Here is a 17063-nt window from a genome sequence, read left to right as displayed (position 1 = left end):
AAATGAATAGAATGATACATTTTCCCTATCTCATTCTACTAATGCCTAGCATAAAATATAGTACAATCATATCATTTTAAGGAAGGTTTGATATTTATGCCTCTTCATTATCCAAATCAACCTGTTTTTCACTCCACAGGTGTATTAACAAGAGAGCCTGCAACTGTTTCAGCAGTAGTAAACATTGTAAATTTAGATGCATTTTACGCACACTATGTAAGTATAGAGGTTTGGGATTGGTCTAACTATTCTAATCCTGTAAAATTACCTGTACTAATTGGTGAAAATGCGGAAGTAGTATTTCCATATATTTTACAAGGGAACAACTTAGCAGTTTTTTATGCTGATTTAGGTGACGCTGTTGACTTGTATGAAATTCGTATTTCTTATCCTAGCCACTCCAATATTATCGCAAATTGTTTTGGACGAAGCATACCGCCATACGCAAGCCAAGAAGGTAATACCGTATATCATAAACAACTTGTTCGAATTCATTAAGTTCTCTTTCCAAATCACCAATTTATAAAAGCATTCAATAGATTAAATTCCTATTGAAGTGCTATGGTCAGTAATACTCTCTTTCATTTTCTTTTCCTCAACGAAAACTATTACTGACCTTTGGTTCCTTTATTATACATAAATACAATAAAAATAAAGTATCCTCCTTAAATCATTTGATAGCCATTTTTATTATTTACCTGCCATCTCCAAGAATCTAAACACATTTCTTCTAATCCATATTCCGCTTCCCATCCTAATTCTCGCTTCGCTTTAGATACATCAGCAAAACATATCGCTACGTCCCCAGGACGACGCCCGATAATTTTATAAGGTATTTTTTTGCCCGAAACCTTCTCAAAAGCATTAACCATCTCCAATACACTATACCCTTTCCCTGTACCAAGGTTATATGCATCTATTCCTGTAGTTTCAAGCACTTTCTCAAGTGCCTTTACATGTCCTTTTGCAAGGTCAACAACGTGAATATAATCACGAACACCTGTCCCGTCTTTTGTTGGATAGTCATTTCCAAATATATTTAATTCCTTTAACTTCCCTACCGCTACTTGTGTTACATATGGCATTAAATTATTAGGAATCCCATTTGGATCTTCTCCAATACGACCACTTTGATGCGCCCCAAATGGGTTGAAATAACGAAGTAACGCGATACTCCATTCACCATCAGCTTTTGCAACATCACGCATAATTTGCTCTATCATTAACTTTGTTTGCCCATATGGATTTGTCACGCTTAATGGAAATTCTTCCGTAATTGGTGATGTTTTTGGAATTCCATATACAGTTGCAGACGAACTAAAAATAAATTTTTTCACATTATGTTTTTGCATTACATCACATAATATAATCGTACTTATAATATTATTATAATAATATGTAAGCGGAATTGTAGTAGATTCCCCAACTGCTTTGAAGCCAGCAAAATGAATAACTGCTTCAATGTTATTTTCCAAAAAAATCTCATTCATTTTTTCACGATTTAAAACACTTTCATTATAAAATTTAAATTGTTTCCCTGTTATTTCTTTTACTCGGTTTAAAGACTCTATTGAACTATTTGAAAGATTATCTACGACTATAATTTTATAATTATTATTTAATAATTCTATACACGTATGACTACCAATATATCCTGCTCCACCCGTTATAAGTATCGCCATATATATAGTCCCCCACTTATCATCAATTATAAAATTTTATAATCTCAATACACATCTATCCTATCATATTCCAAGATATAAATTCTAAATATTATAAATTTTCTTTTATATAAAAAGCTACATAACCTTTAAGTTATGTAGCTCTTCAACATCTATATTTTTCTATATCATTTTTTATTACCCAAAAATTTTAGTAAAAGCTATCCAAACGTTCTGATTTGTTAAATTACGTAACAATATACACTTAGAAAGTGTGCCAGGCTTCCTAATAATACGAAAACATGAAAAATTTCATGGTGTCCCATATATTTAAACTCCAACCATTTTGGCTTAGCACCGTAAATAAACCCACCAATTGTATAAAAAATACCTCCAAGTATTAAGAAAAGGATACCTCCTGTACTTAAATTCTCAGCTAGCGGTGCAAAGAATAGAACAATTAACCAACCCATCAGAAGATAAATTCCTGTCGATAACCATCTTGGGCAATTAAACCAAAACATTTTAAAAACAATACCACAAATCGCAGTTGCATAAACCAAACAAAATAGTAGTAAACCATTTGCCGAACTTAATGTAATTAAGCAAAAGGGTGCATATGTACCTGCAATTAATATAAAAATCATAGAATGATCTAACTTCCTAAAGAAATAAATAACACGTTCACTGGCTACAACACTATGATACACAGCTGATGCCATATAAAGGACCATCATCCCAATACCGAATAAAATAACAGCTGTAATTGCAGCAAAAGATGGCATCTTAACAGAAACTTTCACAAGCATGGCTAATAATGCAATAAATGCTAATACAGCTCCTCCTAAGTGAGTAAATGCATTAACCGGTTCTCTTACATAAGCATTCATATAAACACCCCTCATATAATTACATGTAGTTTTAATAACTACATGTAATTATATACACATTATTTATACTAGTCAACATTTACAATTCACTTGTTTCGTAATACCATATTTAAAGATATACTAAACATTCAGTTCCACTAAGTTATAAAAGTGAGGGGTTTTACGTGGAAAATATAAATAAATTACTTGAATCATTACATTTAGAAAAAAATATTAAACTTGAGGATATCCCAAATGTCGACTTATATGTAGACCAAGTTGTTCAACTATTTGAGAATACTTATGCGGATACAACAAGAACTGATGATGAAAAAGTATTAACAAAAACAATGATTAACAATTACGCAAAAGGGAAACTATTCATCCCTATTAAAAATAAAAAGTATTCAAAAGAGCATATGATTTTAATTAGCTTGATTTACCAATTAAAAGGAGCCCTTTCCATTAATGACATAAAAAGCTCCTTAGAAAATATAAATGTACCTTTACTAAACGATGATACATTCGAATTAAATACTCTCTATAAAGATTATCTTGCTCTTACTGAAACCAATGTGGAAACCTTTAACCAGGACGTAAATAACCGTATTAGGGAAGTAAATGAGATTTCCTCCTTAGAAGATCAAAAGCTAGAAAAGTTTTTATTACTAACATCCTTCGTGACGATGAGTAATATGTACAGACGATTGGCAGAGAAGTTAGTGGACGATTTAAAAGAATCGTAAATAAAAAAACTATCCACCTGTTACAGTGGATAGTTTTTTTATTTACTTAATTGCTTCATGGACTTTTAATTGTTTCCCTTTAATCGTTGTAGTTTTCATGGTCTTTAAAACAATTGGTCCTTTTCCATTTAATATTTCAACGTAAGAAACATTGTCCTGTATCGTAATAATTCCTATATCTTCTGCTGTAACACCTTTAATTTTAGCAATTGTGCCGACAAAATCTACCGCTCTAATTTTCTTTTTCTTCCCACCATTAAAGTACAGCTTCATAATCCCTTTGTTTAAGTCTGCACTTTTATCTTTCTTTATAATTGGTTTAGCATGTATTTTTTCCTCAAATACTGCCTTCCCTTTCATAACCTCTTCTTTTGAAGGTGCATATGCCTTTGGAATTTCAAAGCCGATGTACGCCTCAATTTCTTCTAAAAATCTATTTTCATACGGAGTTATGAATGTAATAGCTTTTCCTTTATTACCAGCTCGTCCCGTTCTTCCCGTACGATGTACATAACTTTCTTTTTCTAACGGAATATCATAGTTAATAACATGTGTAATATTATCAATATCAATTCCTCTAGCAGCTACGTCTGTCGCTACTAAATAACGGAACTTTCCTTTTCTAAAATCGTCCATAACTTCAAAACGATCTTCTTGCACCATACCACCATGTATTTTGTCACAAGGATAGTTAACACGGTTTAACTGTCTAAATACGTGATCTACATTTTCTTGTGTACGGCAAAAAATAATACAACTATCTGGATTCTCAATTGTTGTTACATCTTTAAGAAGTGAAAGCTTCTCCTCTTCTCTCGTCTCAAAAAGTGTATGTTCAATTTTGTCTGTGGTAATCCCGGCAGCCTTAATTTCAATATGCGTTGGCGAATCCATATACGTACGGGATAACTTTTCAACATCTTCTGGAAGTGTTGCCGAAAATAGCATTGTCATTCGCTTTGTAGGTAATTCATCAATAATTGCCTCTACTTGATCAATAAAGCCCATATTTAGCATTTCATCTGCTTCATCAATGACTAAATACTTCAGACATTCTAAAGAAAGGGTACCTTTTTCAATATGATCTAACACACGGCCAGGAGTCCCCACTACGATATGTGTCTTTTGTTTTAACTCTAATTTTTGACGTGCAAATGGAGACTTACCATAAACGGCCGCAGCCTTAATTCTTTTGAAGCGGCCTATATTCGTAATATCTTCTTTCACTTGAACAGCAAGTTCTCTCGTCGGCGTCAAAACTAATGCTTGTGGCTTATTCTCTTCCCATTCCACCATTTCACAAAGTGGAATACCGAATGAAGCTGTTTTTCCACTTCCAGTTTGCGATTTTACAACAAGATCCTTCTTTTTCAATGCAACTGGAATAACCTCTCCTTGCACTTCTGTTGGATGTTCATATCCTAAACCAGTAAGTGCTCGTATTATTTCTTTACTTAATGCATAATTACTAAATTCCTTTTTACTCATATACTAACCTCATTTGAATTTTATATTTAAATAACTATACTCTCCATATCTAACGTCAAGTTATACCAAGATACTATATTAAATCAATGTTTTCAATTCATTTAAGTTTCAATTTATCTACGTATAATTCTTAAATAATAAAGGACAGCCTTAATTATAAGTCTGCCCCTCTAAATTGTATTCATCTTTTATGGAACTAATTTTTTTACAACTGGTATTCTTTGCAATACTAAAGTAATTACCATACTAAGAACAATTGTGATTGTTACATTAATAGGTATTGCCAATATTGCATGTGCATGTTCATTCACCTTTGGAAATACTCTGTACAGATAGTTATTTAATAAGAAAAAGTGAAGGATATAAATACCAAGGCTCGCTTGATTTATACCGCGTAATACAAATGGTAATTTTTTTTCTGAATTTCCGAAAGAATATTTAAAAAATACAAATAAGCTAATTGCCATAAGTACAACACCTGGAGAAAAGTATCCATACCAAAACTGATCCAATTGCCCGTTTGCCTGAACTGTATAATAATATGTAACAAAGAATGTAATAATAAATCCTACAATTCCTCCAATGTAAGCAAAATTCCTCCACTTTTTCACAATATCATAATTGGATAAATAATAACCAAGCAGGAAATAGCCTACATAATTTGTAACGTAAAATAATTCAATATTAAAGTTGATAGGATAATAATATTTTGCCAAATTAACGACAACAGATGCATATAACCATAAAATTAAAAAATACTCTATCTCTTTCTTTTGAGCATTCTTCACAAAAATTTTCAGTAAAGGTGTAATTAAGTATATCCCTACAATCATGTACATGAACCATAAATGTCCACCAATACTATCTGTTAGAAAATATTTTATCCCCTGTTTTATAGAACGTGGGAAATATCCTGCATAAGCTCCGTATAAATAAAATAAAACACTCCAAGCTACAAAAGGTATAATTACCTTACTTGCACGTTTCTGTATAAATTCTCCAATAGAAATATCTTTCGTACCCTTTAATAATAAAGCTCCACTAATCATCACAAAGATTGGAACGCTAGCGCGTGAAAGTGACTCAAAAAGATTCCCAGACAACCAACGCGAAACGTTATTTGCATCCAATGTGGAAACATAACCAGCGGAGACATGAATTGTAACTACTGCGATTGTCGCTAACACACGCAACCAGTCCATATACACTAATCGTTTCATTAACAGCTCTCCTAAATTTACATATTTGATTTTTCCTATACCACACATAATTTTACATTAAATCATGTTATGTTAAAACAAATTTTGACGATATAAACCTACAGTAGACTTAAATCAACTTATTTTTTTTATATAAACATTAAAACCTTTGACTTATCAGTGAAAATAATGTAAATTATCCTTTGGACGAACATTTTTAAATAAACTGAATAAAATATTCGTATTTTAGGGGTGTAAATGATGGAAAACGTATTCGACTATGAAGATATTCAATTAATTCCTGCAAAATGTATTGTGAACAGCCGCTCTGAATGTGATACAACTGTCACTTTAGGTAAACATAAATTTAAATTACCTGTCGTACCTGCTAATATGCAAACGATTATTGATGAAAGAATCGCAACTTATTTAGCTGAAAATAATTACTTCTATATCATGCATCGTTTCCAGCCAGAGAAACGTATCTCATTTATTAGAGACATGCAATCACGTGGATTAATCGCTTCTATTAGCGTTGGTGTAAAAGAGGACGAGTATGAATTCGTACAACAATTAGCTGCTGAGCAACTTACACCTGAATACATCACGATTGATATCGCGCACGGACATTCTAATGCGGTAATCAACATGATTCAACATATTAAAAAGCATTTACCAGAAAGCTTCGTTATCGCTGGAAACGTTGGAACTCCAGAAGCGGTAAGAGAATTAGAAAACGCTGGTGCTGACGCAACAAAAGTTGGTATTGGACCTGGTAAAGTTTGTATTACTAAAATTAAAACAGGCTTTGGAACTGGCGGTTGGCAACTAGCTGCACTTCGCTGGTGTGCAAAAGCTGCAAGTAAGCCAATTATCGCTGACGGTGGTATTCGTACACACGGCGACGTAGCTAAATCTATTCGATTTGGGGCGACTATGGTTATGATCGGTTCTCTATTCGCTGGTCATGAAGAGTCTCCAGGGGAAACAATCGAAAAAGATGGAAAGCTTTATAAAGAATACTTCGGTTCAGCTTCTGAATTCCAAAAAGGTGAGAAGAAAAACGTTGAAGGTAAGAAAATGTTCGTGGAGCATAAAGGTTCTTTAGAAGACACTTTAATCGAAATGGAACAAGATCTTCAATCTTCTATCTCTTACGCTGGTGGAACAAAATTAGATGCTATTCGTACTGTAGATTATGTTGTCGTGAAAAACTCTATTTTCAACGGTGATAAAGTATATTAATTCTTATATTCAGCTCGAAGGACAAGCATGTGTATGCCTGTCCTTCTTTTTTATGTATAAAACCGTTAAATATTTTTATTTTACTGAATTTTCTAGTATCATATTTTTAAATACTTAAAATAAGGGGGCTATAATAAATGAAAAATGTAATTGAAAATCGCCTTATTCGCGCAGAAGTTCCTACTGAACTAACATGGGATCTTTCTGATTTGTATAAATCTGATGCCGAGTGGCACGCTGCATTAAACGTATTAGAAAATGATATACAGAAACTTGATGCATTTAAAGGACGCTTGCATACTAGCTCCACTACTTTACTAAATTGCTTACTTATAGAGGAAGAGCTTTTAATGAAATTAGCAAAACTGAGCTCATATGCAAACCTAAAAGAATCTGCTGATCGGACAGATCCAGTTATTCAAGCGAACTCTTCCAAAGTTTCTGCTCTAGGAACGAAAGTACATACAGCACTATCCTTTATTCATAATGAAATTCTCTCATTTGAAGAAGGCACGATTGAAAAATATTTAATTGAGGAGATAAAACTCAACCCTTTTCGTAAATCATTACTAGAAGTGCTGAGCAAAAGGCAGCACACTCTTTCACCTGAAACAGAAGAAGCACTTGCTGCACTTGGCGAAGTTCATAGTTCTCCATACAAAATTTACGGCATGACTAAATTGGCCGATATGGATTTCAATCCTATACAAGACGCACAAGGAAACGAATTCCCTTTGTCATTTGCATTATTTGAAAGCAATTATGAATTCTCTCCAAGCGCATACATACGTAGAAAAGCATATGAATCGTTTGTTTCCACTTTGAAGCGATATAAAAATACAGTTGCCACAACATATGCTACTGAAGTAAAAAAACAAGTGACACTCTCTCGTTTACGCAAATATGAATCCGTTACTCATATGCTTTTAGAGCCGCAAAAAGTTCCACTTGAAATGTATAACAATCAACTTGATATTATTTATAAAGAATTAGCGCCTCATATGCGCCGTTTTGCAGATTTAAAAAAGAAAGTATTAGGACTCGATCAAATGCTTTTCTGCGACTTACATGCACCTTTAGATCCTGAATTTAATCCAGCAATTACTTACGAAGAAACAGGCAAACTCATTCAAGATTCTTTAAAAGTATTAGGAGATGAATATAGTTCCATTATCGAAAAAGGCTTCAAAGAAAGATGGGTAGATCTTGCAGATAATGTAGGCAAATCAACAGGAGCATTTTGTTCAAGTCCATATGGTTCTCATCCATATATTTTAATTACATGGCAAAATACGATGCGCGGATGCTTCACATTAGCACATGAATTTGGTCATGCTGGGCATTTTTATTTAGCAAATAAAAACCAGCGCATTATGAATGTACGTCCATCTATGTACTTTGTTGAAGCACCATCAACAATGAATGAATTATTACTAGCCCAACATTTACTTGCAACAACCAACGATAAGAGAATGCGCAGATGGGTCATTCTACAACTACTTGGCACATATTATCATAACTTTGTTACTCACTTACTTGAGGGCGAATACCAACGAAGAGTATATACTCTAGCAGAAGAAGGACAAGCACTTACAGCTAAAAGTTTAACCGAAATAAAAACAAATGTCCTTTCTACATTCTGGGGGGATTCTGTAGAAATCGATGAAGGTGCCGGCTTAACTTGGATGCGCCAACCTCATTATTACATGGGCTTATATTCTTACACGTATTCCGCAGGTCTAACTGCATCTACCGCAGTAGCCCAAATGATTAAAGAAGAAGGGCAGCCTGCCGTTGATCGCTGGTTAGATGTACTTCGCGCTGGTGGTACAATGAAACCACTTGAATTAATGAAACATGCCGGAGTAGATATGTCAAAACCAGATGCAATCCGTAAAGCTGTTTCTTACGTTGGCTCCTTAATTGATGAATTAGAGCGTTCTTATCAAGAATAAAAAAATAAGCCCTCGCTTCTTTATGAGGGCTTATTTCATATTTACTTTCCAAACCTTTTACGGTATCCACATTTCCTACATAACTCTTCGACTGCAACTCTTTTCGAAAATCCATCGACAATGTTTGTTGCTCTTTCACCTTCTATAATGTTAGAAAATGAATCATTATTAATATTCCCAAGATTAATAATCCCTTCACCGTCTAAACAGCAAGGAATAACCGTTCCATTTGCTAAAATACCCGCTTGATTTCGAAGACCATGACAGAATCCTTTTCCATCATCCTCTTCTTCATGCAATGCCGGCCATTGAAATTCATAATCTTGATTAATAAAGACACGTTCCGCAATTTTTATACCTTTTCCTGGTGTAAGCTTCTCTTCAATTTGATAAGGCAGATCAAACTCATTTTCAATTATGGATAATAGCTCTCTATTTTTCTGGATTTCAGCATTTGTCTTATTATCCTGAGTTAAATTCCATAACCTTAGCGAAACAATTAAATCTGATTGACTTGTTGCTTCCCTAATGAAGGCAAGTATACTTCTTACATAGCCCTCTTTATCTTGCGAACCTGGATGTCCATCAAAACTGTGCAGGGAAAAGTTCATTTGTCTTAGAGCAGGCTTATTTAACAGTCTATGCCTTCTCTTATTAATTAACGTTCCGTTCGTTGTAATATTAACTTTAAATCCTTTTTCATGGCTTAAATCTAACAGTTGATCTATTTTTGGATGGAGCAACGGCTCACCCTTCACGTGCAAATAAATGTAGTCTGTGTGAGGTTTAATTTGGTCTAATCTTTTAGCAAAATCCTCCACAGAAATGAATTGCTTCTGCCTTTCCGTCGGCGGACAAAAGCTGCACGCAAGATTACATACACTTGTAATCTCTAAGTAAAACTTCTTAAACTTCTTCACCTTTAATTCCTCACTTCTCTGACTACTTATAATTTTTTCCTCTTCATATTACAGCATACTTTTTTAGAAATAGAAACATACTTATTTTAGGAAATCTGCATACCACCTATTAATGTTTAAAAGACCATCGGTGATTTTTATCCAATGGTCTTTTTTACTCTTTTTATATACAAATGGAAATTTACTTATGATATGGTTCACCACGATTAATACGAAACGCTCTATACACTTGCTCAAGCAATACTAATCGCATTAATTGGTGTGGTAATGTCATTTTTGAAAAAGAAAGAGATTCATTGGAACGCTTCATTACTTCTGAACTTAGTCCAAGTGATCCACCAATTACAAAGGCAACTTTACTCTTTCCATATGTAGCAAGACGATCTAGGCTTACTGCAAATTCTTCTGATGACTTTTGTTTTCCTTCTATCGCTAATGCGATCACGTGCGTATCATCAGAAATTTTATCCAGTATACGTATACCTTCTTTTTCTTTTACAATTAACATTTCGGCTTCACTTAAATTTTCTGGTGCTTTTTCATCTGGCAATTCAATTACTTCTACTTTTGCGTACGCAGATAATCGTTTTAAATATTCTGCTATACCTTGTTTTAAATACTTTTCCTTTAATTTTCCGATTGAAATAATCGAGATATTCACATTTATTCCCCACCTTACAAACATGTTATCCACATAACTTATCCACATATCCACAAATGTTACCCACATATTGTGTGAGAATCTGTGTTCGATACAACATATGTCGCCTCATTTTGACAAAATTCACATGTTTTTTTCTCTTTTTCTGAGTTATCCACATTGTTAATAACCGGTGCAACTTCACATTCATCAACAATAATATCTAACGCTAATTCAACATGTTCTAAACAACAAGGTAAATTCATGTTCTTCACCTCACTTTTCTACAATAGAAAACAGGAGGTAGGCCCTCCTGTTTTTAATATTTTTGAATGCCTAATTTCACCGTTGTTGTTGCTCTTTTTGTACCACGATAAAACGTAAGAGTCATTTTATCATTAATTTTTTTATCATATAAGGCCGTACGGAAACCAATAATATCGTTTACCGGTTTTCCATCTACCGCTACAATAACATCATGTTCTCGCAAACCAGCATCCGCGCCTGGTGAAGGACTTTTCACATCTAAAATGCAAACTCCCTCTGCTACATTGCCTGGTAAATGTAATGTTTTGGACCAATAATAATTCGGAATCTCATTTAATGATCTAAGTTCAATTCCAACATAAGGTCTTCTTACTTTCCCATACTTCTCAAGTTCATTCATAATCGGAACGGCTCTAGTAACCGGAATAGCTAATCCGATTCCTTCCACTTCTTTTGCAGCAATTTTCATTGAGTTAATACCAACTAATTGTCCTGCCGCATTTACAAGTGCACCACCACTATTACCTGGATTAATCGCTGCATCTGTTTGTAATACTTCTACTTGCCAATCGTAATGACCATCTTGGTCTAAGTCTACAGGAACAATACGCTCGTTAGCTGAAATAATACCTTGTGTAACGGTCCCAGAAAATTGCAGTCCGAGTGGATTTCCAATCGCAATGACCGGTTCTCCTCGACGAACTTTATTAGAATCGCCAATCTCAATTATTTTTTTCACATGCTTCGCATCTATTTCTAGTACAGCTAAATCTGTGACTACATCGGTTCCTAATACTTTCCCTGGGACCTTCTTACCATCACTTAGACTTACTTCAATACGATTTGCTCCAGCAACGACATGGTTATTTGTTACAATGTAAGCTTGTCCATCTGTCTTTTTATAAATGACACCAGATCCTGTACCGGCTTCTGAATCTGCCTCTGAAAAATTGTCTCGTTGAATATTAATAATACCAACAACAGCTTCAGAAGCGCGATCAACAGCGTCTACAAAGCTAACCTGTTTAATCCCTTGAGCTTCAGCCACGTTACTTCCACTTGCTTCAGCTTGCGGAAGCGCGCCAGCGTGATTCGAAAATAAAGGAGCCCCAAATGCAAATAATGAAGCCCCTACAATTGTTCCTGCTATGCTAGAAATGACAATACCTTTATGCTTCTTTTTACCTGCACGTTTTATACGATACTTTTCTTCATCAATAAAGGACATATTTGTTCACCTATCTTCCTGAAAACAACTATATTCACCTTTATTGTTTACTAAAATGAAGAATTATACGTATTGAATTTTCGTAGGCATTTTTGGATCTGTATCATGAATTTCAAAGGATTCTCCCACTCCAAATCCTTTTTCCTCTAACACTTGCGATACTGACATACGCGCTAGTTCTTTCATATTGTTATCTAAGCTTAAATGTGCTAAATAAATATGTTTTGTCTCATCTGTAATTACATCTGCCATCGCTAACGCAGCATCCTCATTACAAACGTGACCAACGTCGCTTAAAATACGTCTTTTAATGCTCCACGGATAACGTCCCATACGAAGCATTTCCACATCATGATTACTTTCAAATACGAAAGCATTAGCTCCCTTAATAACACCTTTCATACGGTCACTCACGTATCCTGTATCTGTAATAAGGGCTAATTTTCTATTATTGTTATGAAAAGCATAAAACATCGGCTCTGCCGCATCATGGGAAACTCCAAATGACTCGACCTCAATATCACCGAATGTTTTCACATCCCCAACTGAGAAAATGAACTTTTGCTCAGTTGGGATATTTCCTATTAAATGTTCCATTGCATTCCATGTTTTCTCGTTCGCATAAACTGGTAAATCATATTTACGCGCCAATACACCTAATCCTTTAATATGGTCACTATGCTCATGTGTGACAAGAATACCTGATACATCATTTATATTCAGTTCTGCTTGTTTAAATAAAGCCTCTGTTGCTTTACCACTTAAACCTGCATCGACGAGTAATTTTTTTTCATCCGTTCCTACATATAGCATATTCCCTGTACTTCCACTTGCAAGCACACTAAAATGCATACTCATTCTTTCTCACTCCATTATGTTCTTCCGGCACTTGAGTTTCCCCTAATTCCATAACTTGTCCTTCAATTGCATTCACAAAAAAGTCCTTTTTCTGCTCTGTCTTTAAGTTCCAAGTTGGAGCTAGCACTTGTATATTAGAAGATGATTCAGCTAGAGCCGCATATCCAATCTGCGCCTCTTTCACGTGCGTATTTTCTGCAATTTTATTTTTTAAATATATATTTTCCAAAGCTGTTTGAGCAGTTATAATTTCTTGTTCTTTCGTTTTTTCACTTTCGCCCATTTCCTTCAAATCCGTTAACATTGTTTGTGTATACGAAACAAGCTCGTTTTTTTCATTTAAATCCACAACAATCATTGCATGATTATTGTGGAAAATCGGCTTATCCTTATACTTTTGGAAGAAATAAATTTTAGAGTCTTTCATTGCTCCAAATTCGTATTTCTGCCCATCAAGGACACTGTTTTTTAAGAAATCATTATATTTATCCTTAGATAATGATTTTGCATTTAAAAATGGCTCTTTCAACTTACCTTCTATCGTATATTCATTTTGCAGATGCGCTGTTTGATTTTTTAAAGATTGCACATCTTCTTCTTTAAAGTTTTTATTTTTCGCCATAATAAATGACTCTTTTTTCGGCTCTTTAGGAAAACTCCCCATAGTAATTTTAGATTCTTTTAATTGTTGATCAATTTTTGTTTCTGTCACAATTTCCAACTGATTACTATCTTGCTTTTGAATGAACTGAAAGATAAGAAAGAGGTCTAAAACAAAAAAGGTCACAATAAATATCGTTTTAATTCGATCCCAATCCATTTAGTCCTCCCTCACTCCACTCATATATTTTTTGTTTACCCTCTTCATCACATTTTACATACCATATCGGCTGTAAAATACTGATCTCTCCTCCGTTCACAGGACCTCCGTTCACGGAAGATTTCAATGACATTTTATAACCAATACCAACATCCTGAATTGAATTTTTGTCAATTTCCGGATTATTCTCTAATGATGTCATCACTGTACGACCTGATGCAAGAGAAGTGGGTGTACTAGGTAAAGGAATATTGAAATCAAAAAGAGATCTCTCATACTGCATGATTTCGCCTGAACCCCATGCTTGTTTTAATTCAGCCATTCCATCTGCATTAAATACAGGTAAACCGCCCTCGTATAAACGGAATGAGGTTTTCCCCTTATTAATATAATCAAGACGATAAGAATTTAAGTTACCACTGTGCCCACTTACAAAGTCGAAGCTTTTCTTCAAAAGCATCGCATTATCTGTAACTTTATCACTATATACTGCGGAATTTTTATATTTCAACATTAAATTCAACTTATCAATTTCCATAGATCGAATACCATCTGTAAATGTTTCCTTTGATTTCTCGGTAATAGGACTTAAATAACGCGGATCACTAAATAAAACATTTTTAAATGAATCCACATCTAACCCAGACACAAAATACTCTATCTGATTTAATTCCGTAATTCCATCTGGTAAAAACAGTTTTTTTGTATCATTTACTTGATATTCAAAATATGGTTTTGCTAGTGTAATAAATCGATTTTGGTCGTTTATAACATCCTTTACATAAGCACCACTCAACATCGCTTGATATATTCTACGAGGATTATCATAAGAAATAAAATTAACTTTAATTTCTTGGTCCTTGCTTCGAGAAGGATCGATTACAATGCGATTAAAACTTCTATTAGATTCTAAATTTTTATCTTTAATATTGAACATGTCTTTAATCGTCTCAAGTGGCACATTTGTAGGAAAAACAAATTCAATCTTTTCTTCTCCGTGTACATAAGAAAGAAAATCCCCTTTAGGAACTGTGCCTGTTATTTCCCTAAAATCATGTAATTCTCCATTTTCAAGAATTTTATAAAGTGAGTTCACGTTATTCGTATTCTCACTTACGTAATGATTTTTTTCTTTATGAACAATAACAGAGGATGGGCGAACAACTCCTGAAATCTTTATCGGATTTATCTCTTCATTACCTTGAACAAATTTTGTATTTTGCACAGAAGTGGAATCGGGAACATATGTCCATAAATTAAAAGTTAAAAATAGACTAATAACAACTAAATTAATTAGAACTATCGTTTTAAAGTTTTCCATACTCATTCCCAATCGTCCTCTTCATCTGGTGCCAGTGGCAGTGTGAAATAAATCGTCGTTCCTTTTCCTTCCTCACTCTTCGCCCAAATAGAACCACCATGTGCCTCAATCATTTCTTTTGCAATAGCTAATCCAAGACCTGTACCACCCATTTGTCTTGAACGGGCTTTATCCACACGATAAAAACGTTCGAAGATTTTATCTACGTTTTCTTTCGGAATACCCATACCTTGGTCACTTACACTAATCTCTAATAACTCCCCTCGATCACGTAAGCGATATGTTACTGTTCCACCTTCTGGCGAATACTTTAATGCGTTAGAAATAATGTTATACAACACTTGTGTAATTTTGTCCGTATCCATATCAATAAATCTAGATTTTTTAGAGAAAGATCGTTTGAAACTTACATTTTGCTCTTTAGACATTTCAAAGCGATCAATAACATTATTAAAGAAGTCAGTAAAGTCAACCCACTCTTTCATCAAACGATGTTCTGTACTATCAAGCTTAGATAGTTGCAGCAGCGCATTTACAAGCCTTATCATTCTTTCTGTTTCCTCTTGTGTAACTGTTAAAAATTGCGGTGCAATATTTGGATCTTGCCATGCACCATCTGTCAGCGCTTCTAAGTAACTACGCATCGTTGTTAATGGTGTTCTTAATTCATGAGAGACGTTCGCCACAAACTCGCGGCGTTCCCCTTCTATACGCTCCTGCTCCGTTACATCGTATAATACAGCAATTAAACCATTTGCCTTCCCCGTCTCTTTTTGAATAACAGAGAAACTAGCACGTAAAATGTATGGTTCATTTCTCGTACTAAAATCTAATAAAACAGAATCAGGCTCTTCGTATAAATGATCGAGCGTAAATTCTTCCTGTATCCCCAATACTTCTAAAACCGATTGATCCAGCGCCGTTTCACGCGAAACATTTAGCATCTTTTCCGCAGGGTCATTTAATAAAATAATATCCCCTTTTCGGTCAGTAGCAATTACTCCATCTGTCATATGTGATAAAACAGATGATAATTTACGTCTTTCGCTTTCTGTTGAAGAACGAGCTTGTTGTAGCTTTTTTGATAAATTATTGAAAGATAATGCTAATTGGCCAATTTCATCATGACTATGGACCTTTACTTTTCTCGAATAATTTCCTTTTGCCATTTCAATTGCTTGCCTTCGCATATCTGAAATTGGTCTTGTAATTGTTTGAGCTAGTAAAATCCCAAGTACAGCCGTTACTAACAAAGCAATCACTGTTCCGGTAGCAAAAATTTGATTTATATCCTTCATTTGTTTGTATACATCTTCCATAGATGCAACAATACGAATGACACCAAGTACCTCCCCAGCTTTATCGCTCTGAATAGGAGTAATCATCACTTGAACTCGATGGCCAGTTCCTCCATCTTTCTCAATTTTTGATTCTAGTTTATTTTGTACAATTACCCGTTGAACAGCTATATCTGTCGATGTTCTGCCTATCTTATTTTGCTTAGCCGTGTCTGAAATCGCCATTAATTTTCTATTAGAATCAAATACACTTACTTCTTGAATATCTTTCTTACGATCCGATGCAAACTTTTGAATCGAATTTTTTATAGCGTCATCTAATGATTCTGGATCTGTTTTTTCACGACTTTTTGTAAATTCTTGCTTTAAATTATACGATAGTAAATTCGTTTGTTGTGTCAGGGAATCCTTAAAGCCTTGTACAAGACTTTTTTCTAATTCTCTTACGAAATATACACCGATTACTTGCATCGCTATTAATATTAATAGCATATATATGAGCACAAACTTTAAATGAATGGATTGAAAAAAACCAACCTTTTTCATAT

General features: G+C 34.3%; 16 protein-coding genes. 4 read left to right on the top strand and 12 right to left on the bottom strand.

What is annotated here, in order from left to right; translation table 11 throughout:
• The first annotated feature begins 96 nt into the window (after positions 1–96).
• A complete protein-coding gene (locus tag ACS2MN_RS21765) occupies positions 97–498 on the top strand; it encodes a hypothetical protein (protein ID WP_001128273.1) in 402 nt (133 codons plus the stop codon).
• Positions 499–665: 167 nt separating this feature from the next.
• On the opposite strand, the gene galE is transcribed toward ACS2MN_RS21765, so the two are convergent.
• Together galE and trhA are read right to left on the bottom strand one after the other, a co-directional pair.
• On the bottom strand, positions 666–1682 hold the full coding sequence (galE, locus tag ACS2MN_RS21760) for a UDP-glucose 4-epimerase GalE (RefSeq protein ID WP_000996154.1): 1017 nt from the start codon (positions 1680–1682) through the stop codon (positions 666–668).
• Between the two features lie 221 nt (positions 1683–1903).
• On the bottom strand, positions 1904–2551 hold the full coding sequence (gene trhA / locus ACS2MN_RS21755) for a PAQR family membrane homeostasis protein TrhA (protein WP_000995370.1): 648 nt from the start codon (positions 2549–2551) through the stop codon (positions 1904–1906).
• 164 nt (positions 2552–2715) lie between these two features.
• On the opposite strand from trhA, the gene ACS2MN_RS21750 reads away from it, so the two are divergent.
• Complete coding sequence (locus ACS2MN_RS21750) at positions 2716–3276, top strand: DUF1836 domain-containing protein (protein ID WP_000427895.1); 561 nt, start codon at positions 2716–2718, stop codon at positions 3274–3276.
• A gap of 42 nt (positions 3277–3318) precedes the next feature.
• Here ACS2MN_RS21750 and dbpA read toward each other — a convergent pair whose 3' ends face one another.
• Both dbpA and ACS2MN_RS21740 read right to left on the bottom strand, forming a co-directional pair.
• Positions 3319–4764, bottom strand: coding sequence for an ATP-dependent RNA helicase DbpA (dbpA, locus tag ACS2MN_RS21745; protein WP_000037210.1), 1446 nt, complete (start codon positions 4762–4764; stop codon positions 3319–3321).
• A 188-nt stretch (positions 4765–4952) separates the two neighbouring features.
• Positions 4953–5984 (bottom strand): acyltransferase, encoded by a 1032-nt coding sequence (locus ACS2MN_RS21740; RefSeq protein WP_000827024.1) that lies wholly within the window; start codon positions 5982–5984, stop codon positions 4953–4955.
• Positions 5985–6224: 240 nt separating this feature from the next.
• On the opposite strand from ACS2MN_RS21740, the gene guaC reads away from it, so the two are divergent.
• Positions 6225–7208 carry a GMP reductase gene (gene guaC / locus ACS2MN_RS21735; protein WP_000432443.1) on the top strand — a complete coding sequence of 328 codons (984 nt, stop codon included), beginning with the start codon at positions 6225–6227 and terminating at the stop codon, positions 7206–7208.
• Positions 7209–7345: 137 nt separating this feature from the next.
• Positions 7346–9163, top strand: a complete 1818-nt coding sequence (gene pepF / locus ACS2MN_RS21730) for an oligoendopeptidase F (RefSeq protein WP_438894772.1) — start codon at positions 7346–7348, stop codon at positions 9161–9163.
• 41 nt (positions 9164–9204) lie between these two features.
• On the opposite strand, the gene ACS2MN_RS21725 is transcribed toward pepF, so the two are convergent.
• The 8 genes from ACS2MN_RS21725 to walK all read right to left on the bottom strand — a co-directional run bounded on the left by ACS2MN_RS21725 (position 9205) and on the right by walK (position 17061).
• Positions 9205–10083, bottom strand: a complete 879-nt coding sequence (locus ACS2MN_RS21725; protein WP_000713626.1) for a radical SAM/SPASM domain-containing protein — start codon at positions 10081–10083, stop codon at positions 9205–9207.
• Between the two features lie 181 nt (positions 10084–10264).
• Positions 10265–10744, bottom strand: a complete 480-nt coding sequence (gene rlmH, locus ACS2MN_RS21720) for a 23S rRNA (pseudouridine(1915)-N(3))-methyltransferase RlmH (RefSeq protein ID WP_001027003.1) — start codon at positions 10742–10744, stop codon at positions 10265–10267.
• A gap of 59 nt (positions 10745–10803) precedes the next feature.
• A complete protein-coding gene (locus ACS2MN_RS21715) occupies positions 10804–10989 on the bottom strand; it encodes a CxxH/CxxC protein (RefSeq protein ID WP_001052827.1) in 186 nt (61 codons plus the stop codon).
• A gap of 53 nt (positions 10990–11042) precedes the next feature.
• A complete protein-coding gene (locus tag ACS2MN_RS21710; RefSeq protein ID WP_000008024.1) occupies positions 11043–12218 on the bottom strand; it encodes a S1C family serine protease in 1176 nt (391 codons plus the stop codon).
• A gap of 63 nt (positions 12219–12281) precedes the next feature.
• Positions 12282–13076, bottom strand: a complete 795-nt coding sequence (locus ACS2MN_RS21705; RefSeq protein WP_000061688.1) for an MBL fold metallo-hydrolase — start codon at positions 13074–13076, stop codon at positions 12282–12284.
• Positions 13060–13896 (bottom strand): two-component system regulatory protein YycI, encoded by an 837-nt coding sequence (locus ACS2MN_RS21700; protein WP_000383715.1) that lies wholly within the window; start codon positions 13894–13896, stop codon positions 13060–13062. The genes ACS2MN_RS21705 and ACS2MN_RS21700 overlap by 17 nt, the downstream gene beginning before the upstream one ends.
• On the bottom strand, positions 13877–15223 hold the full coding sequence (locus tag ACS2MN_RS21695) for a YycH family regulatory protein (protein ID WP_000061574.1): 1347 nt from the start codon (positions 15221–15223) through the stop codon (positions 13877–13879). The genes ACS2MN_RS21700 and ACS2MN_RS21695 overlap by 20 nt, the downstream gene beginning before the upstream one ends.
• Entirely contained in the window at positions 15220–17061 is a 1842-nt protein-coding gene (gene walK / locus ACS2MN_RS21690; RefSeq protein WP_000755358.1) for a cell wall metabolism sensor histidine kinase WalK, read from the bottom strand. The genes ACS2MN_RS21695 and walK overlap by 4 nt, the downstream gene beginning before the upstream one ends.
• Positions 17062–17063: the final 2 nt, after the last annotated feature.

The organism is Bacillus cereus group sp. BceL062, from assembly GCF_051780025.1.
Taxonomy (GTDB): domain Bacteria; phylum Bacillota; class Bacilli; order Bacillales; family Bacillaceae_G; genus Bacillus_A; species Bacillus_A toyonensis.
Note: the sequence above shows the minus strand (reverse complement) of the source record. Positions and strands in the feature narration are given on the sequence as shown.